The sequence below is a fragment of the Pseudonocardia nigra genome (genome assembly GCF_019396355.1).
GTDB classification, from domain to species: Bacteria; Actinomycetota; Actinomycetes; order Mycobacteriales; family Pseudonocardiaceae; genus Pseudonocardia; species Pseudonocardia nigra.
This window is the reverse complement of record NZ_JAHKRK010000008.1, coordinates 55,392-73,207: the sequence shown is the minus strand read 5'-3', so window position 1 is coordinate 73,207 and position 17,816 is coordinate 55,392. Positions and strand designations below refer to the sequence as shown.

19 protein-coding genes are annotated in these 17,816 nt (G+C 73.3%); 12 read left to right on the top strand and 7 right to left on the bottom strand.

Annotated elements, in window-relative coordinates; translation table 11 throughout:
* The first annotated feature begins 59 nt into the window (after positions 1 to 59).
* The 4 genes from KME75_RS03955 to KME75_RS03940 are packed head-to-tail and all read left to right on the top strand — an operon-like array spanning position 60 to position 3,625.
* Positions 60 to 1,571, top strand: coding sequence for an FAD-dependent oxidoreductase (locus KME75_RS03955; RefSeq protein ID WP_219413134.1), 1,512 nt, complete (start codon positions 60 to 62; stop codon positions 1,569 to 1,571).
* 29 nt (positions 1,572 to 1,600) lie between these two features.
* Complete coding sequence (locus KME75_RS03950) at positions 1,601 to 2,191, top strand: dihydrofolate reductase family protein (protein WP_219413133.1); 591 nt, start codon at positions 1,601 to 1,603, stop codon at positions 2,189 to 2,191.
* Between the two features lie 16 nt (positions 2,192 to 2,207).
* A complete protein-coding gene (locus KME75_RS03945; RefSeq protein WP_219413132.1) occupies positions 2,208 to 2,984 on the top strand; it encodes a methylenetetrahydrofolate reductase in 777 nt (258 codons plus the stop codon).
* Entirely contained in the window at positions 2,981 to 3,625 is a 645-nt protein-coding gene (locus KME75_RS03940; RefSeq protein ID WP_219413131.1) for a dTMP kinase, read from the top strand. Before KME75_RS03945 ends, KME75_RS03940 begins: the two co-directional genes overlap by 4 nt.
* Here KME75_RS03940 and KME75_RS03935 read toward each other — a convergent pair.
* Positions 3,610 to 3,999 (bottom strand): type II toxin-antitoxin system VapC family toxin, encoded by a 390-nt coding sequence (locus KME75_RS03935; RefSeq protein WP_219413130.1) that lies wholly within the window; start codon positions 3,997 to 3,999, stop codon positions 3,610 to 3,612. The genes KME75_RS03940 and KME75_RS03935 overlap by 16 nt on opposite strands.
* Positions 3,992 to 4,246: a FitA-like ribbon-helix-helix domain-containing protein gene (locus KME75_RS03930; protein ID WP_219413129.1), complete on the bottom strand. Its 255-nt coding sequence runs from the start codon at positions 4,244 to 4,246 to the stop codon at positions 3,992 to 3,994. The genes KME75_RS03935 and KME75_RS03930 overlap by 8 nt, the downstream gene beginning before the upstream one ends.
* Before the next feature lie 97 nt (positions 4,247 to 4,343).
* On the opposite strand from KME75_RS03930, the gene mtrA reads away from it, so the two are divergent.
* From mtrA to secA, 6 genes are all read left to right on the top strand, one after another.
* Entirely contained in the window at positions 4,344 to 5,021 is a 678-nt protein-coding gene (mtrA, locus tag KME75_RS03925) for an MtrAB system response regulator MtrA (RefSeq protein ID WP_219413128.1), read from the top strand.
* Positions 5,022 to 5,031: 10 nt separating this feature from the next.
* Complete coding sequence (gene mtrB / locus KME75_RS03920; RefSeq protein WP_372452554.1) at positions 5,032 to 6,768, top strand: MtrAB system histidine kinase MtrB; 1,737 nt, start codon at positions 5,032 to 5,034, stop codon at positions 6,766 to 6,768.
* Positions 6,765 to 8,501, top strand: a complete 1,737-nt coding sequence (locus tag KME75_RS03915) for an LpqB family beta-propeller domain-containing protein (RefSeq protein WP_219413127.1) — start codon at positions 6,765 to 6,767, stop codon at positions 8,499 to 8,501. Before mtrB ends, KME75_RS03915 begins: the two co-directional genes overlap by 4 nt.
* 78 nt (positions 8,502 to 8,579) lie before the next feature.
* Positions 8,580 to 9,293, top strand: a complete 714-nt coding sequence (locus KME75_RS03910) for a ComF family protein (protein ID WP_219413126.1) — start codon at positions 8,580 to 8,582, stop codon at positions 9,291 to 9,293.
* A 267-nt stretch (positions 9,294 to 9,560) separates the two neighbouring features.
* Entirely contained in the window at positions 9,561 to 10,199 is a 639-nt protein-coding gene (hpf, locus tag KME75_RS03905; RefSeq protein ID WP_219413146.1) for a ribosome hibernation-promoting factor, HPF/YfiA family, read from the top strand.
* A gap of 166 nt (positions 10,200 to 10,365) precedes the next feature.
* On the top strand, positions 10,366 to 13,362 hold the full coding sequence (secA, locus tag KME75_RS03900) for a preprotein translocase subunit SecA (RefSeq protein ID WP_219413125.1): 2,997 nt from the start codon (positions 10,366 to 10,368) through the stop codon (positions 13,360 to 13,362).
* Between the two features lie 73 nt (positions 13,363 to 13,435).
* On the opposite strand, the gene KME75_RS03895 is transcribed toward secA, so the two are convergent.
* Positions 13,436 to 13,918, bottom strand: coding sequence for an Rv3235 family protein (locus KME75_RS03895; RefSeq protein WP_219413124.1), 483 nt, complete (start codon positions 13,916 to 13,918; stop codon positions 13,436 to 13,438).
* Positions 13,919 to 14,018: 100 nt separating this feature from the next.
* On the opposite strand from KME75_RS03895, the gene KME75_RS03890 reads away from it, so the two are divergent.
* Together KME75_RS03890 and KME75_RS03885 are read left to right on the top strand one after the other, a co-directional pair.
* On the top strand, positions 14,019 to 14,483 hold the full coding sequence (locus KME75_RS03890) for a MarR family transcriptional regulator (protein ID WP_219413123.1): 465 nt from the start codon (positions 14,019 to 14,021) through the stop codon (positions 14,481 to 14,483).
* A 110-nt stretch (positions 14,484 to 14,593) separates the two neighbouring features.
* Positions 14,594 to 14,860, top strand: coding sequence for an HAD-IA family hydrolase (locus KME75_RS03885; RefSeq protein WP_308282535.1), 267 nt, complete (start codon positions 14,594 to 14,596; stop codon positions 14,858 to 14,860).
* 1 nt (position 14,861) lies between these two features.
* Here the strand turns inward: KME75_RS03885 and KME75_RS03880 are convergent, their stop codons facing one another.
* Genes KME75_RS03880 through KME75_RS03865 form a run of 4 tightly spaced genes read right to left on the bottom strand, consistent with a single transcriptional unit; the run spans position 14,862 to position 17,770 of the window.
* Positions 14,862 to 15,077 (bottom strand): hypothetical protein, encoded by a 216-nt coding sequence (locus tag KME75_RS03880; protein ID WP_219413122.1) that lies wholly within the window; start codon positions 15,075 to 15,077, stop codon positions 14,862 to 14,864.
* A 46-nt stretch (positions 15,078 to 15,123) separates the two neighbouring features.
* Positions 15,124 to 15,447 (bottom strand): antitoxin, encoded by a 324-nt coding sequence (locus KME75_RS03875; RefSeq protein WP_219413121.1) that lies wholly within the window; start codon positions 15,445 to 15,447, stop codon positions 15,124 to 15,126.
* 44 nt (positions 15,448 to 15,491) lie between these two features.
* Positions 15,492 to 17,123 carry an MFS transporter gene (locus tag KME75_RS03870; protein ID WP_219413120.1) on the bottom strand — a complete coding sequence of 544 codons (1,632 nt, stop codon included), beginning with the start codon at positions 17,121 to 17,123 and terminating at the stop codon, positions 15,492 to 15,494.
* Positions 17,120 to 17,770: an acyl-CoA-like ligand-binding transcription factor gene (locus tag KME75_RS03865; RefSeq protein ID WP_219413119.1), complete on the bottom strand. Its 651-nt coding sequence runs from the start codon at positions 17,768 to 17,770 to the stop codon at positions 17,120 to 17,122. The genes KME75_RS03870 and KME75_RS03865 overlap by 4 nt, the downstream gene beginning before the upstream one ends.
* Between the last annotated feature and the right edge of the window lie 46 nt (positions 17,771 to 17,816).

Below are 17,816 nucleotides of genomic sequence, written 5' to 3'. Positions count from 1 at the left end.
ACCGTCCCGTGTCCGCACACAGCGCCGGCGGTGTGTGCCGTCACCACCCGGTGTGTGCCGTGAGCGTCGTCGTCTACGCGGCCACCGCGGCCGGCGTCTGTGCTGCTGTCGCCGCTGCGCGGCGCGCGGTCGCCGTCACGCTGCTCGAACCCGGGCGCCACGTCGGGGGGATGGTGTCGGGCGGGCTCGGCTACACCGACCTCGGCGATCCCCGCGTGCTGGGCGGGATGGCGCGCGAATTCGCCGTGGCCGTCGGGGAGTACTACGGCGTGGCGCCGGGGCACTACGCCGGGCCCGAGCCGCACGTCGCCGAGCGGATCCTCACCGGCTGGCTGGAGGCCGCGGGCGTCGAGGTGGTCGTCGACGCGCCGCTGACGGCCGTGGCCGCGCGGGACGGCGTCATCGCGTCCGTGAGGGCGGGCGGGCGCGAGTACCGCGGCGGCGTGTTCGTCGACGCGAGCTACGAGGGCGACCTGCTGGCGCTCGCCGGCGTCTCGTACCGGGTCGGCCGCGAGGACCGCGGCCGGTACGGCGAGCGGTTCGCCGGGCGCCCCGAGTTCGCGCCGGGCAAGCACAACTTCCCGCCGTACCTGTCGCCGTTCGACACCGACGGCCGTCTGTTCCCGCTGATCGACGACGCCCCGACGACCGCGGTCGGGGCGGGTGACGGCGCGGTCATGGGCTACGGCTACCGGGTCTGCCTCAGCGGCGCGCCCGACCGACTGCCGTTCCCCTGCCGGGACGGCTACGACCCGGCCGAGTGGGAGCTGGCGCGGCGGTGGTTCGCGCTGCTCGCCGAGCGCGGGATCGAGATCGGCGCGCCGGACGTGCTCGGGCTGGTGCCGAACCTCCCGAACGGCAAGTGCGACGCGAACTCGATCGGGCCGCTGTCGCTCAACCTGCTCGACGGCACCCAGCACGCCTATCCGGAGGCCGACGCGGCCAGCCGGGAGCGCATCCGCGCGCGGCACCGCGACTACACGCTCGACTTCCTGCACTTCATGAGCACCGACCCGGCCGTGCCCGCCGCCGTGCGCGACGGTCTCGGGGCGTGGGGCCTGCCCGCCGACGAGTTCACCGACACCGGCGGTCTGCCCCACCAGCTCTACGTGCGGGAGGCCCGGCGGATGCTCGGGGAGTACGTGCTCACCGAGCACGACCTGTTCCCGGCACCGGTGCCGCAGTTCGACGCGATCGCGATGGGCAGCTACCACATCGACGTCCGCGAGGTCCGGCGCACGTGGCGGGAGGTGTACGAGCACCCCGACCCGCTCCCGTCCGTGGAGAACGAGGGGTACCTGTCGGTGCCGGTGCGGCCGTACCCGATCCCGTACCGCGCGATCGTGCCGCGGTTCGCCGAGTGCACCAACCTCCTGGTGCCGGTGTGCGTGAGCGCTTCGCACGTGGCGTTCGCGTCGGTGCGCATGGAGGTGCAGTACGAGATGCTCGGCCAGGCCGCGGGGGAGGCCGCCGCGCTGACGCTCGCGGACGGCCGACCGGTCCAGCGGATCGACGTCGGCGCGCTGCAGGAGCGGCTCGCCGGGCAGGGGACCGTCCTCGCGCTCGGATGAGTTCCGCCCGCGGCCCCGGTCTCCATGGCATGGGAGACGTGATCGTGGAGGTCAGCCCGTCGGTCGACGGCTACGTGGCCGGGCGTGGCGTCGCCGTGGAGCGGCCGTTCGGGGACGCGGGGCTGCGGCTGCACCGGTGGATCGGGCTCGACGGCGGCGAGCCGAGCGCCGCCGACCGGGCCGCGGGCGAGCGGATGTTCGCCGGCACGGGCGCGATCGTGATCGGCAGGCGGATGTTCGACGTGGGGATCGGCACGTGGGGCGACGACGGGGCCTTCGGCGTGCCCGTCGTCGTCGTCACGAACCGGCCGGCCGAGGACCTGGTGAAGGGGCCGACGACGTTCCACTTCTGCACCGACGGCGTGGTGGCGGCGATCGAGCGGGCCCGGGAGGCCGCGGACGGGCGCGACGTCGTCGTGAACGGCGGCGCCGACGTGATCCAGCAGAGCCTGGCGGCCGGTCTGGTGGACGAGATCCGCCTGCACGTCGTGCCGGTGCTGCTCGGCGGCGGCACCCGGCTGTTCGAGCGCCCGCTCGGCGAACAGGTGGAGCTCGAGCAGACCGACTGCGTCACCACGCCGCTCGCCACGCACCTCACGTTCCGGGTCGCGAAGGGCTGACCGCTACCGTTTCTCCGTGACCGGATTCCGCCTGATCTGCGAGATCGAGCCGCCGACCCGGCCGGACCTGAAGCACGTCCGTCACCAGATCGGGGTGCTCACCCCGATCGCGGAGTCGTTCCTCATCCCCGACAACCACATCGGCCGCGCCACCGTGTCCAGCATCGCCGTGGCGCACGAGGTGGAGTCCATGGGTGGCCGCAGCGTCGCGTGCGTGAACTCGCGCGACCGCAACCTGCTCGGGTTCCGACGCGATCTGCTGACGGCCGCGGCCTACGGCGTGGACCAGTTCCTCTTCGTGCACGGCGACAAGCCGACGGCCGGGGACCGGACCAGCGAGCTCACGGTGCGCGCGATGATCGACGAGGCGCGTGCCGCCACGGAGGACCGGGCGTTCGCGGGCGTGGCGCCCTTCCGGCTCGGGGTCACCGCGGGCCTGACGCGGCGCCTCCCGGTGTGGAAGCGGACGGCGGACTTCGCGTTCGCGCAGGTCAGCTACTCCCTGGACGCGCTGCTGCGGTGGCGCGACGCCAACCCCGTCGACATGCCGGTGTACGCGGGCGTCATGGTGCTCGCCAGCGCCACGATGGCCGAGCGGCTCCGCGCGTCGATCCCCGACATCGAGATCCCCGGTGCGCTGGTGGAGCGCGTCCGGGCGGACCCCGACGCCGGCGTCGACGCCGCCTGCGAGCAGGTGCTCGCCCTGCGCGACAGCGGCGCGTTCGCCGGCGTGCACCTGGTCCCGGTCAGCCGCTACCGGCAGGTCGCCGCGCGCCTGGAAGGGGCCTTGTGACGGGCCGGCTGGTCGTCGTCGAGGGGCTGGACGGCGCCGGGAAGCGGACGCTGTCGGACCGGGTGTGCGCGGTGCTCGCCGCGCGCGACGCCCGGGTGGCGCGGATAGCGTTCCCCCGCTACGACACCGATGTGCACGCCGAGCTCGCACGCGACGCGCTCTACGGCCGACTGGGGGACCTCGCCGGGTCGGTGCACGGGATGGCGCTGATGTTCGCGCTGGACCGCCGGGCCGCCGCGCCGGAGATCCGCGCGGCCGTGCGCGAGCACGACGTCGTTCTCGTCGACCGCTACGTGGCCTCGAACGCCGCGTACGGGGCGGCGCGACTGCACCAGAAGGCGGACGGGGAGTTCGTCGAGTGGGTCCGGGAACTGGAGGTCGAGCGGTTCGCGATCCCGGTGCCGGACCACCAGCTGCTGCTCGCCGTGCCCCGCGCCGTCGCCGCCGCCCGGGCCGACCACCGGGAGCGCACCGAGCCGGGCCGGGAACGCGACGCCTACGAGTCCGACGACGGGCTGCAGGAGCGGACGGGCGCGGCGTACGCGCAGCTCGCGGCCGCGGACTGGCTCTCGCCGTGGACGGTGCTGGACGGGACCGCCCCGCTCGACGCCGAGGCGCTCGCAGTTCAGCTCCTCGGATAGACGATCACCTCGGCCCCGTGGCCGTGGGCGCGGCCGAGACGGGCGTCGCAGGTGAGGAGCGGGACGTCGAGGCGCTCGGCCAGGGCGATGTAGGCGGCGTCGTAGGCGGTGATGCTGTCGCGAAGCTCCCAGATCCGGCTCACCAGCGGCCGGTGGGCCATCCGGGCCAGTGGAGCCTGCTCGACCTGGCCGACGGCCTGCGCCGCTTGCGCGGCATCGAGGCTTCCACGCCGGTGCATCGACCTGAGGACGTGCAGCGTCTCGATGTCGATCAGCTCCGGTGCGGCGCCCGCTCCGGTCCGCACCCGCCGGGTCAGGTCGTGCTCGGGCTTCCGGCCCGTCGCCAGCTCGACGAGCGCGGAAGCGTCAATCACGAAGGCGATCACGGTCCGCCCGCATCTCGGCGACAGCCCGGTCCAGGTCTTCGCGGCTGACTCCGCCGTGCTCGGCGCGCCGGCGGTCGGCACTGTCGAGCCACTCCGCCATCGTCGGCACGCTGGCCAGGTGCTGTAGCTCGTGCCGCAGGTACTGGCTCAGCGACAGATCGCCGGCCTTGGCCCGGGCGCGTAGGCGCTCGTACGTCGCATCATCGAGGTTCCGGATCTGCACGTTCTTCGGCATGACCGCACGGTAGCAGCGGTGCATGCAGAATGGGTGCAGTTCCGGAGATCAGCGGGCCCTCCGCACGCTGTCGGAGCCGAATGGGATGCTGACTTACATGAAGTCGCGCGTACTGGTGGTCGACGACGACCCGGCGTTGGCCGAGATGCTGACGATCGTGCTGCGGGGCGAGGGGTTCGACACCGCGGTGGTCGGCGACGGCACCCGTGCGCTGCCGGCCGTCCGCGAGCTGCGCCCCGACGTCGTGCTGCTGGACCTGATGCTCCCCGGCATGAACGGCATCGACGTCTGCCGCGCCATCCGGTCGGAGTCGGGCGTGCCGATCGTCATGCTCACGGCCAAGAGCGACACCGTCGACATCGTGCTGGGCCTGGAGTCCGGCGCCGACGACTACGTGGTCAAGCCGTTCAAGCCCAAGGAGCTCGTGGCCCGGATCCGGGCGCGCGTGCGGCGCACCGAGGCCGAACCCGCCGAGCAGCTGTCGATCGGCGACGTCACCATCGACGTGCCCGGCCACCAGGTCGAGCGGGCCGGCGAGCCCATCGCGCTCACCCCGCTGGAGTTCGACCTGCTCGTGGCGCTGGCCCGCAAGCCGCGGCAGGTGTTCACCCGCGAGGTGCTCCTGGAGCAGGTGTGGGGCTACCGGCATGCCGCCGACACCCGGCTGGTCAACGTGCACGTCCAGCGGCTGCGGTCCAAGGTGGAGCGCGATCCGGAGCACCCCGAGGTGGTGCTGACCGTCCGGGGCGTCGGGTACAAGGCAGGCCCACCGTGAGCCCGGGGCCGTGACCGCGGTGCCGGTCGGCCTCCGCGCGCGCCGCAGCCTGGCGCAGGCGCGCCAGATGGCGGCCGACATGACCGAGGCCTGGAGCGCTATCTGGCGGCGGTCGCTGCAGGTCCGGGTCGTGATCAGCACTCTCGCGCTGTCCACGGCCGTCGTCGTGGTGCTCGGGCTCGTCCTGCAGACGCAGATCGCCCTGCGCGTGCTGCAGGCGAAGGAGGCCGACACGCTCGCACGCACCGAGGCGGGCGCCGTGCTGCTGGAGCGCGACCTGTCCGGCGTCGACCCCGACCGGGAGGGCGCGCAGGGCGACCTCAACAACGCGCTCGACCGGCTCACCAACTCGAGCGCGGCCGACGAGTCCACGTCCACCACCGCCGGGGAGTTCCGGGCGGTGCTCACCACCAGCCAGGACGACCCCGGCGCGCAGGTCTCGGCCGGGCCCATCGAGGACGTCCCCGTCGACCTGCGCACCGCGGTCGCCTCGGGCACCCTGTCGCGCAAGTACGTCACGCTCACCGAGGAGGGCGTGGAGGTCCCGACGCTGATCGTCGGGCAGCCGGTGCGCACCGCGAACGGCGAGCTGGAGTTCTACCTGCTGTTCCCGCTCACGGCCGAACAGCGCACCCTCGGGCTGGTGCAGAGCACGCTGATCGTCGGCGGGCTGATCCTCCTGCTGCTGCTCGCCGGGATCGCGAGCCTGGTCACGCGCCAGGTCGTGCGGCCGGTCCGGCAGGCCGCGGAGATCGCCGAGCGGTTCGCCGACGGCCACCTCGACGAGCGGATGCCGGTGCAGGGCGAGGACGAGGTCGCCCGGCTCGGGGAGTCCTACAACGAGATGGCGAGCAGCATCCAGACCCAGATCCGCCAGCTCGAGGAGTTCGGAGCGCTGCAGCGCCGGTTCACCTCCGACGTGAGTCACGAACTGCGCACCCCCCTCACCACTGTGCGGATGGCCGCCGACGTGCTCTATGCCTCCCGCGACGAGCTGCTGCCGGCACTGCGGCGCAGCTCGGAGCTGCTCGTCGCCGAGCTCGACCGCTTCGAGGCGCTGCTCGCCGACCTGCTGGAGATCAGCAGGCTCGACGCCGGCGTCGCCGAGCTGGGCGCCGAGCGGGTCGACATGCACGGCGTCGTGATGCGGGCCGTCGAGGCGGTGCGCGGCATCGCCGACGAGACCCACACCCCGCTGGAGCTGGATCTGCCCGTCGGCGTGTACGCCGAGGTCGACCCGCGCCGGGTCGAGCGGATCGTGCGCAACCTCGTCGCCAACGCCGTCGACCACGGCGAGAGCCGTCCCGTGGAGGTCGTGCTGGCCTGTGACGAGCGCACCGTGGCCGTGCTGGTGCGCGACCACGGCGTCGGGCTGCGCCCCGGGGAGGCCGGGCTGGTGTTCAACCGGTTCTGGCGGGCGGAGGAGTCGCGGGCGCGGCGCAGCGGCGGCAGCGGGCTCGGGCTGGCCATCGCCATCGAGGACGCGCGGCTGCACGGCGGCTGGCTGCAGGCGTGGGGGGAGATCGGGCGGGGCGCCGCGTTCCGGCTCACGCTGCCCCGCGCCGTCGGCGACGTCGTCGAGGCCAGCCCGCTGCCGCTCGGCCCGGAGGACGCCTCGGACACGGCGCGGTCCACGGGCGAACCGGCCGGTTCGGTGCCGACGCCCGCGCGCGAGCGCGCCGTCCCGGTGGCGGCGTCCGGCTGGGCCGACGACGACCCCGCCACCGAGCCGGGGGAGGCCCCGTGACCCGCCGCCGGTACGCGGCAGCACTCGCGTTGCTCCTCGCCGTCGCCGGGCTGGCCGGCTGCGCGAGCGTGCCCGCGGAACGGCCCGTGCAGGTGCTGCGTGAGGTCGGGGAGGGCCAGGACGAGCAGCTGCCGGCGGGCCCCGTCGAGGGCAGCAACCCGCTCGACCTCGTCCGTGACTTCGTGTTCGCCTCGGGCAGCAGCACCGACAAGCACAGCGTCGCCCGCCGCTTCCTCACCGCCGACGCCGCCGCCGCATGGGACGACGCGGCCGGCCTCACCGTGCTCGACGGTCAGTTCGACACGATCCCCGCACCCGGTGGGGCGAGCCCGAGCACGGACGTCACGACCATCCGGATCCGGGGCACGGCCATCGGCAGGCTCACCTCGTCCGGCGCGTTCGAACCCGACCAGGCCACCTTCCAGCGCGACGTCACCGTCGAGCGCCGCGACGGGCAGTGGCGGATCTCGGCCCTGCCCGCAGGCGTCGTCGTCCCGCTGACCGTCTTCCGGGACAACTACCGGTCCGTGCGCACCTGGTTCGTCGACCCGGTGCGCAGGCTCGTGGTTCCCGACCTGCGGTACGTGCCGAGCGTGCCCGCCAGTGCCCAGCCGGCCCGGGTGGTGGAGCTGCTGCTCGCCGGCCCGTCCGGCGCGCTGCAGGGCGCCGCGGTCTCGGCGTTCCCCCCGGGGGCGATGCTGCGCTCCAACGTCACCGTCAGCCCCGACGGCGCGTTGGTCGTCGACCTCACCCGGCTCGGCGACCTCGACGAGCCCACCCGGCAACTGCTGGCCGCACAGGTCGTGCTGTCGCTGGCCGAGGTCACCGTCCTCCCCGTGCGGCTGCTCGTCGACGGCGAACCGCTCCTGCCGGGGCGGCCGGTGGTCACGAGGGAGGACGTCGCCGGGCTGTCGGGCGAGGTGCAGCCGGGGGCCGACGTGCCCGGCCTCGTCGTCGCCGGCGGGCGCGTCCGGCAGCTGACCGGGCCCGAACCCACCACCCCCCTGCCGGGCCCGCTCGGCAACGGCGCCTACGACGTGGAGTCCGCAGCGTCGAGCGCCGACGGGCAGCGGCTGGCGGCGGTCACCCGCCAGGGCGGCAGGCGTGCACTGCTGCTCGGCGACCTCGCTCAGAACGTCACGCCCGTCGCGCTCGACGCCGCCACGATGACGCGCCCGACGTGGACACCCAGCGGTGGGGAGGTGTGGACCGTCCTCGACTCGCGGATCGTCGCGCGCGTGCTCGTCGAGGGCACCGGGCCGCCCACGACGGGGCGGGTCAACGCCGACGAGCTGGCGGTGCTGGGCCCCATCCGCGACCTGCGCCTGTCCCGCGACGGCATGCGCGTGGTGGCCGTCGTCGGAGGTGGTCTCTACACGGCGGCGGTGGCCCGCAGCGCCGAGGGCGAGGTGGCGATCCGCAACATCCGCATGCTGCGCGCCGTCGATCTGGGTGAGGTCGTCGCCGCCGACTGGCGTTCCTCGGAATCGGTCGTGGCCATCACGCGCGGGTCGGAGCTGCTGGTCGCGCAGGTGTCGGTCGACGGGCTCACCATCCAGCCGGTGCTGGGCAACAACCTCACCCCGCCGCTCACCGCGATCGCCGCCTCCGCCAACCGCCCGCTGCTGGTCACCGACCAGGTCGGGGTGTGGAGCTTCGCGGGCGGCGACCAGGTCGCGTGGCGCCAGGTCCTTCCCGGCGCCCCCGACGCGGTGCCGCTCTACCCCGGCTGACCCGGGGCCCGCGTCCACCTGTGGACAACTCGACCCCGTCCGGCCCTGCCGGTCCGCCGGAGGCGCCACGCTGGGCGGATGCACCTGCGTGAGCTGTCCCGCGCACTGGTCGAGCTCGTGCTCCCCGCCGACTGCGCCGGGTGCGGCGATCCCGTCGCACCTTGGTGCCCGCGCTGCCTCCCGCGGGTGCGCGGCCGGTCGCGGCCGGACCTGCCCGACGGGCCCGACGTGCTGGCCGTCGGGCGCTACACCGGGCCGCTGCGCACCGCGCTGCTGCGGTACAAGGAACGCGGGCGCCGCGATCTCGCCGCCCCGCTCGCGGCGTTGCTCGCCCCGCCGCTCGACGAGATCCTCGACGAGCTCCGCAACGAACTCCGCGGGGAGCTCCGTCCCACCCCGGTCCGCCCGCCGCCCGCCGTCACCTGGCTGTTGCCCGCCCCGTCGCGGGCTGCCGCTGCCCGCGCCCGCGGGGGCGACCACGTGCTGCGGCTCTGCCGGGTGCTCGCGGCGGGCCGGCCGGACCTGCGGGTGGCGCGGCCGCTTCGACTCGCCGCGCGTGCCCGCGACTCCGTGGGCCTCGACGCCGTGCAGCGCGCCGAGAACCTGGCAGGCAGCCTGCGGATCCGGCCGCGGGAGCTGCCGTCCCCCGGTGCCGCCGCGGTACTCGTGGACGACGTGATCACCACCGGCGCGACCCTGCGGTCCTGCCGGGCGGCACTCACCGCGGCAGGCGTGCACGCCGACTTCGCGCTCGTGCTGTGCGACGCGACGAGCCGGTCGGGGCCGTGGTGAGGAGGGGGCGAGCGGCGGGCGGCCGGGGAGTGAAGGTGGGTCGACATCGTAGCGACGCCTCGGCGACGAGGGAATGTCGCTCGTCGCATCCACCCGGCTCGGGACCACTCTGCACGCAGGACTGTTGTCGAACCGTGATGCGCGTTACGGTGCTCCGCATCCGCCGATGCCCCCAATCAGGAGGACCCACCGATCGAGCGCCAGGGGGTGGGAATCCCCGGCGCAGTCTGCAACGCCAACCCGACGCTGAGAGCGAGGGAAGTCTGCGTGGAGATCGTTGTCACCGGTCGTAACGTCGAGGTTCCGGAGCACTTCCGGGTCCATGTCAGCGACAAGATCGCTCGTTTGGAGCGGTACGACCACAAGATCGTCGGAATGGAAGTCGAGCTGTTCCACGAGCGGAACCGCCGCCAGCTCAAGAACTGCCAACGCGTGGAGATCACCGGGCGTGGCTGTGGTCCCGTCGCGAGAGCGGAGGCCAGCGCCCAGGACTTCTACGCCGCCCTGGACGCCGCGGTCGCCAAGCTCGAGGCACGCCTTCGCCGCTCCCATGACCGCAGGCGCGTCAACAGCAAGCGCGTGAAGGTCCACGCGGGGCGCGGCGGCGCCGCCACCGCGGTCCTCGACGACCTGCCGCCCATGGACACAGCAGCCGATGCCGAGGTCGACATCCCCGGCCCGCGCGACCACGACGAGTACCTGCCCGACGATCCCGAACCGATCCCGGGCCGCATCGTCCGCCGCAAGGTGCACACGGCGGCGCCGATGAGCGTGGACGACGCGCTGTCGCGCATGGAGCTGGTCGGGCACGACTTCTATCTCTTCTCCGACGCCGCCAGCGGTGAACCGTGCGTCGTCTACCGGCGCAAGGGCTACGACTACGGGATGATCCGGCTCGCGCCGTAGCCGGTCACGTCACCCGTCAGGGGCGGCACCGTTCCGCATGGAACGTGTGCCGCCCCTCCGGCGTTGTTCAGGGAGTGGCCCGTAGCTTCGCTACCCTGGGCCGGGCAGCCCGCCCGCGACAGGCGGTGGGTTGCGTCCTGACCGCGAAGGTGAATGAGGTCCACCTGTGCCGCTCTTGAACCGTCTGCTCCGCGCCGGTGAGACGAAGCTGGTGAAGCGGCTGGCGCGCTACGCCGACGACATCGACGCGCTCGAGCCGGAGATGCAGGCCCTCACCGACGCCCAGCTGCGGGCGAAGACCGACGAGTTCCGCGAGCGCTACCAGGCCGGTGAGTCGCTCAACGAGCTGATGTACGAGGTGTTCGCCGTGGTCCGTGAGGCCGCCGTGCGCACCCTCGGCCAGCGCGCCTTCCCCGTGCAGCTCATGGGCGGTGCCGCGCTCCACCTGGGCAACATCGCCGAGATGAAGACCGGTGAGGGCAAGACGCTCACCTCGGTGTTCCCGGCCTACCTCAACGCCATCTCCGGCGACGGCGTCCACCTGGTCACCACGAACGACTACCTGGCCAAGCGCGACTCCGAGAACATGGGCCGCATCCACCGGTTCCTCGGCCTCACCGTGGGCGTGATCCTCGCCGAGATGCCGCCCGCGGTGCGCCGCGGCCAGTACGCCGCCGACATCACCTACGGCACCAACAATGAGTTCGGCTTCGACTACCTGCGCGACAACATGGCCTGGAAGAAGGCCGACATGGTGCAGCGGGGCCACAACTTCGCGATCGTCGACGAGGCCGACTCCATCCTCATCGACGAGGCCCGCACCCCGCTGATCATCTCGGGTCCGGCCGAGCAGAGCGCGCGCTGGTACCAGGAGTTCGCGCGGATGGCGCCGATGCTCAAGCGCGACGTGCACTACGAGGTCGACGAGCGCAAGCGCACGGTGGGCGTCACCGAGGAGGGCGTGGCGCTGGTCGAGGACCAGCTCGGCATCGACAACCTCTACGAGGCGGCCAACACGCCACTCGTCGGCTACCTGAACAACGCGCTCAAGGCCAAGGAGCTGTTCAAGAAGGACAAGGACTACATCGTCCGGAACGGGCAGGTCCTCATCGTCGACGAGTTCACCGGCCGCGTGCTGGCCGGCCGCCGCTACAACGAGGGCATGCACCAGGCCATCGAGGCCAAGGAGGGCGTGGAGGTCCAGGCCGAGAACCAGACGCTGGCCACCATCACGCTGCAGAACTACTTCCGGCTCTACACCACGTTGTCGGGCATGACCGGCACCGCCCAGACCGAGGCGGCCGAGCTGCACCAGATCTACAAGCTCGGCGTGGTGTCGATCCCCACGAACCGGCCGATGGTCCGCGAGGACCAGCCCGACCTGATCTACAAGACAGAGGAGGCGAAGTTCGCCGCGGTCGCGGCCGACATCGCCGAGAAGCACCGCAACGGCCAACCCGTGCTCGTGGGCACCACGAGCGTCGAGAAGTCGGAGTACCTGTCGAAGCTGCTGGTGCAGCTGCAGGTGCCGCACGAGGTGCTCAACGCCAAGCACCACGAGCGGGAGGCGGCGATCGTCGCCCAGGCCGGGCACGCCGGCGCCGTCACCGTGGCCACGAACATGGCGGGTCGCGGTACCGACATCCAGCTGGGCGGCAACCCCGAGTTCCTGGCCGACCTCGAGCTGCGCCGCCGTGGGCTCGACCCGGTGGAGAAGCGCGAGGAGTACGAGGCCGCGTGGGACGGCGTGCTCGCCGCGATGAAGGAGCAGGTGGCGGCCGAGGCCGAGGAGGTCAAGGCGGCGGGCGGCCTGTACGTGCTCGGCACCGAGCGCCACGAGTCGCGGCGCATCGACAACCAGCTGCGCGGTCGGTCCGGGCGCCAGGGTGACCAGGGCGAGTCGCGGTTCTACCTGTCGCTGGGCGACGAGCTCATGCGCCGGTTCAACGGCCAGATGGTCGAGTCGATCATGAACCGGTTCAACCTGCCGGACGACGTGCCGATCGAGGCGGGCATGGTCACCAAGGCCATCCGCAGCGCGCAGACCCAGGTCGAGCAGCAGAACTTCGAGATCCGCAAGAACGTCCTCAAGTACGACGAGGTGCTCAACAAGCAGCGCACCGTCATCTACGACGAGCGCCGCCGGGTCCTCGCGGGCGAGGACATCCAGGAGCAGATCGAGCACATGCTCGAGGACGTCGTCCGGGCGTACATCGACGGGGCCACCGCCGAGGGCTACGCCGAGGACTGGGACCTTGACAAGCTGTGGACGGCGTTCGGCACGCTCTACCCGGTCGGCATCCGCTGGCAGGACCTCGCCGACGGCGACGGCGGCGTCGACGACCTGACCAAGGAGTCGGTCACCGAGGCCGTGCTCGCCGACGCCCGCGCGGCGTACGCCCGCCGCGAGGCCGAGGTGGACGAGCTGATCGCCCCGCTCGGGGGGATGCGCGAGCTGGAGCGGCAGGTGCTGCTCACGGTCATCGATCGCAAGTGGCGCGAGCACCTCTACGAGATGGACTACCTCAAGGACGGCATCGGCCTTCGCGCGATGGCGCAGCGCGACCCGCTGATCGAGTACCAGCGCGAGGGCTACGACATGTTCGCCGCGATGCTCGAGGGCATCAAGGAGGAGACGGTCGGCTACCTGTTCAACGCCACGGTGCAGGCGCCGCAGCAGGCCCAGCCCGCGCAGCCGGCGCAGCCCGGCCAGGCAGCAGCCCAGCAGGCACAGCAGCAGGTGCCGTCCGGTCAGCAGGCCCAGCCTGCCCAGCCCGCTCAACAGGTCCGGCCCGCGCAGCAGCCCGCTCGCACCCCCGCGGCGGCGGCACCGGCGAAGCGGCTTGCCGGGCAGCAGCCTGCCGCCCGCACCGCGGCGAGGGCGGCTGCGGCCGTGCCGGCGGCCGACCCGGCCGCCACCACGAGCGTGCTTCCCACGGCGTTCCGCGGCACCCGGCCCACCGAGCTGCGCTACAGCGGCCCGGCGGAGGACGGCACGGCCACGGGCACGCGGTCCGGGAACGGCGCGGCGGCCAAGGACGGCAGCAAGGGGGACGCCACCGTCACCGGCGCGGGCGAGCCCTCGCGCAACCGGCCGTGCCCGTGCGGTTCCGGTCGCAAGTACAAGCAGTGCCACGGGTCGCCGACCGGCGCCCGCCCCTGATCCGACATCTTCGCCGACCAGCAGGCGGGTCGCTCCGTCTGCCGGTCGATCCAGCGGCGGCGCGCGTCGGCGGTCAGATCAGCCGCAGCGCCGTACATCGCCAGCCGCGTGCTCCGCGTTCGAACCGGGCGGCGAGGGCCCGCACCTGCCCGTCCAGGTAGCAGGCCGTGCCGACCTCGGCCACCCCGTCACAGGGCATGCAGAGCCGGATGCGGGTGAACCGGGCGGGGCTGCGCATCTGCCGCTGGTGCACCGCCACCTTCCAGTACCGCAGCACGTTCGCGGCAACGTGCCCGGCGAGCTGCTGGGTAGGGCGCCTGCGGTCGAGCACCTCCAGCGCGAGGCGGAGGATCCGGGTCGCGACCGCGTGGGCGTCGGCGAGCTCCTGCGGCGAGGTCGGCTCGACCACCGGCGGTCCGGGTGGGGTGAGCGGTGGTGGTTCGTCGACGTCCACGCCCGGCTCGGGCTCGTAGGAGATCCGCCGGAGCCGGGGGCGCGGCGCGGGCACCGCCGGCGGTGCCACCGGCGGGGCGAGCGGGGCCAGCGTCATCGTCATGGCCGCAGCGTCCGCGCCCACCGCCCGTGCCCGGAGCCGAACGAGTTCGTTCGGCGCCGAATCGTATGGTGCCGAACGGCCCGTGTCGTAGGGTGCGGGCGTGCACGAGGCACTCCTGGAGCCCCGGCCGGAGCGGATGCCGCTCGCCCGGCTGCTGCCGCGCGTCGGCACCGCCGTGGCCCGGCGGTTCGCCCGCGCAGCCGCCGAGCACGGGCTCACGCCCACCGCGTTCGGCGTCCTGGGGCTGCTCGCGGGCAGCGACGCGGTCTCGCACCGCGAGCTCGCCGCGCATCTCGGACTCGCCCCGGGCACCCTCACCCCGGTCGTCGACACGCTGGAGGCGCGGGGCGAGCTGCGACGCCGCCGCGATCGGGGCGACCGGCGGGTGGTCCGGCTGTCGATCACAAATGCCGGGCGGGAGCGCCTGCGGGAGGCGTCGGGCGGAATCGCCGCCGCGATGGGTGCGGCGCTCCCGGAGCCGGCGCCGGAGCACGCCGCGATCGTCCGGGACTACCTGCTCGCCGTGCTGTCCGCCACCGGCGACGAGGAGGGTGCGCGTGAGTGAGGGCACCCTGCGCGGGTTGGTGATGGACTACGGGGGCGTGCTGACCGACGGCCCGCCGATGTGGACGCTCGTCGAGCGCGCGCGGGCCGCGGCGGTGCCCCACCGCCTTGGTGTCGGACGCGGTGCCGGACGACTGCGCCGCGCTGTTCGACGTCGTCGCGCTCGGGCCGGCGCTCGGCGTGCGCAAACCCGACCCGGAGGTCTTCCGCCGGGTCGCGGACCGGCTCGGTCTCACGCCGGCGGAGTGCGTGGTGGTGGACGACCTCCCCGCCAACCTGCAGGGTGCCCGGGCGGCGGGCGCGGTGGTCGTCCACCACCGCGACGCCGCCACCACCATCGCCGAGGTGGAGATCCTGCTCGACCTCCCCCCGCCCTAGTTCAGGCCTCGCGGTCGTCGGTGCCCGGCGCCCGCGGGTCGCCGTCCTCCCGCTCGGGGGGCGGCGGCTGGTTCACCGCGCCCGCGTTGGGAGCCTGCGGCTCCTCCGGGGCCGGCGGCGGGTCGTCGCGGGTGCCGGTGATCGTGGAGTCGCGGAGCAGGTTCTCCACGAAGCCCTCGTTGCCCGGGCCGGACCGGTCGGTGCGCTCGTCTGCCATGTCGACGGGGTGTTCCGAACCGGCCCGGTCCAAACCGCGATCCGCCTTATCGCTGCGGCGGCGGCTCGTGCCCCGGGCCGGCGGGCACGTCGACCTGCGGCCCGCCGGGCACCTCCGGTCGCGCCTCGACACCGTCAGCGGGGCGGTCCGGCACCGCGTCGTCCGGCGCGGCGCCCTGCGGCGGTGTCTCCGGGGCCTGCGTGGTGTCCCCGGCGCCGGTCATGCCCTGCAGGCGGTCGACGCCCTGGTCGATCTGCTCGTCGTGCCCGGCGAACCGGCCCTTGGCCGCCTCACCGGCTTTGTCGAGTCCCTGGTCGACCTTGTCGTCGTGCTGGTTCAGCAGGTCCTTGGCCTTGTCCATGAAACCCATGCCCGCACCATGACGCGGCTGCGCCCCGCCCGCAGCGCGGGGGCTCACCCGTTCGGGCGGCCTGTGCCGGAGGCGGGCGTATCCAACGCCGGGGCGGCACTGTGCACGGGCAGGTCCTCGTCGGAACCGCCCTCCTCGGCCGCCCTCCGCTGCGCCGCCGACGTGGTGAGCAGCGGCTTCTCGCGGATGAACAGCGCGGCCACCAGGGCCAGCACCGCGATCGGCGTGGCGATCAGGAACAGGTCGGCCGTCGCGTCGCCGTAGGCGTTCTGGACCGCGACCCGGACCGGCTCGGGCAAGGTGCTGAGGTCGGGGACGCTCCCGTGGCCACCACCGCCCGGGCCGACGTCCAACGCGCTCGCCACCCGGCTCGCGAGCACCGCACCGAGCGCGCTCACCCCGATCGTGCCGCCCATGCTGCGGAAGAAGCTCACCGTCGAGGTGGCGGTTCCCAGCTCGCGGGCAGGCACGTCGTTCTGTGCGGCCAGCACGAGGTTCTGCATCAGCAGACCCATGCCGACGCCGAGCACCACCATGTAGAGCGAGATGATGAACGCGCTCGTGCCCGCGTCGATCGTGGCGAACAGCCCCATGCCGGTGGGCAGCAGGATCCCGCCGAGCACCAGGTAGATCTTCCATCGGCCGAACTTGGTGATCAGCGCGCCGGCCACGGTGGACGAGACGAGCATCCCGACGACCATCGGCAGGCTCATCAGCCCGGCCGCAGTCGGCGTGCGGCCCTGCGCGATCTGGAAGTACTGCGCGAGGAACACCGAGCTGCCGAACATCGCGACGCCGACGAGCATGCTGGCGACGGTCGCGAGCGTGACCGTGCGGTTGCGGAACAGCGAGAGCGGGATGATCGGCTCGGGGTGCCGCGACTCGACGACCACGGCCAGGGCGAGGGTCACCACTGCGCCGCCGACGAGCCCGTAGGTCCAGCCGGAGTTCCAGGCGAACTGGTTGCCCGCCAGCGTCGACCACACGAGGACCGTGCTCACCCCGGCCGTGATCAGCAGGGCGCCGAGCCAGTCGATCCGTACGTCGCGGCGGATCGTCGGGAGCTTCAGGGTGCGCTGCAGCAGCACGATGGCGAGCAGGCTGAACGGCACGCCGACCAGGAAGCAGGCGCGCCAGCCGAGCGGGGAGTCGACCAGCAGGCCGCCGAGCAGCGGGCCGCCGATCGTCGCGAGCCCGAAGATCGCGCCGAACAGGCCGGCGTAACGGCCCAGCTCGCGGGGCGGGATCACCGCGGCCAGCACGATCTGCGCGAGCGCGGTGAGCCCGCCCGCGCCGATCCCCTGCACGACCCGGCTGGCGAGCAGCAGCTCGACGTTCGGGGTGAGCCCGGCGACGAGCGAGCCGACCACGAAGAACGCCAGCGACAGCTGGACGAGGAGCTTGTTGTTGTAGAGGTCGGCCAGCTTGCCCCACAGCGGCACGGTCGCCGTCATCGCGAGCAGCTCGGCGGTGACCACCCAGGTGTAGACGGACTGGCTCGCGCCCAGGTCGGCGATGATGCGCGGCAGCGCGGTGGAGACGATCGTGCCGGCCAGGACGGCGACCAGCATCCCCATCATCAGCCCGGAGATCGCCTGCACCGTCTGGCGCGGCGTCAGCGCAGCGGGAACCGGTGCGTTCGGTTGCGGTGGGGCCGGCGCGGTGGGCGTACTCATGCTTCGTCTCTCTGTTCGGGGCGGACGGCGCCGCCCTGGGGGTTGCCGTGATCGAGCCCGGTGGCCAGCTGGTCGAGCGCCTCGTGGACGAGCGCGCGCAGCGGCCGCGCGTCGTTCGTGGCGCCCCGGTGCTCCAGCGCCACTCGGATCGCGCAGCCCGACGCCGCTGCCAGCAGCAGGGGGGTGAGCCTGCCTGCCGGGTCGTCGGCGTCGACGCCCATCCGCTCGGCGAGCACGGCGGCGAGCCTGCGCTCGTCGTCGGCACCGGCCATCACCAGGCGCGCGAGGAGCATGGGCGACTCGGCGACGAGCGCGGCCCGCTGCGACCAGGCGACGGCGTCGCGTTCCAGGTCGTCGAGGGACTCCTCGATCGCGGAGCGCAGCGCGGCCAGCGGGGACAGCTCGGCGGGTGCCTCGCGCAGCCGGCGCAGCAGCCGCTCGCCGGCGTCCGGGTCGCGGCCGAGGATCGCGTACTCCTTATGGGAGAAGTAGTTGAAGAACGTCCGGACCGAGACGTCGGCCGCCTCGCTGATGTCCTCGACGCTGACGTTCTCCACGCCGCGCTCCACGGCCAGCCGCAGGGCCGCGGCCGCGAGTGCCTCGCGGGTCTCGCGCTTCTTGCGTTCGCGCCTGCCGAGCTCGTTCACCCGTCCAGGCTACGGAAAATCTTGCACCGCCTGCAAACTCTTACCC